Source organism: Bacillus sp. SIMBA_154, assembly GCF_046536015.1.
GTDB classification, from domain to species: Bacteria; Bacillota; Bacilli; order Bacillales; family Bacillaceae; genus Bacillus; species Bacillus pumilus_P.
This window is the reverse complement of record NZ_JAWJBV010000344.1, coordinates 1-264: the sequence shown is the minus strand read 5'-3', so window position 1 is coordinate 264 and position 264 is coordinate 1. Positions and strand designations below refer to the sequence as shown.

General features: G+C 43.9%; 1 protein-coding gene. It reads left to right on the top strand.

What is annotated here, in order from left to right; genetic code table 11:
• Positions 1–264: peptidylprolyl isomerase (locus R0K30_RS22310; protein WP_410613065.1), on the top strand; the 264-nt coding region annotated here is incomplete at both ends.

The following is a 264-nucleotide window of genomic DNA, read 5'->3' as shown; positions in this document are numbered from 1 at the left end:
CAGCACAGAGTTTTTCGTCACCATAGGGCAAGGTCCACGTTATTTAGACAAAAACATCACCGTATTTGGGCGAGTACTTACAGGTATGGCACATTTTCATCAGCTAGCGCGCACACCTGAAGGTGGTAGCGAGTTTAACCCCATTACAGATTTACAAGTATTAGCCGACGTTAGCAGCGATAGCAGCCGATTTAAAGTAATGAAAACAGACTCAGATGCATTTAAACAGTTAATTTCAGCACGAGGTAGTCGTAGCGAGGAATG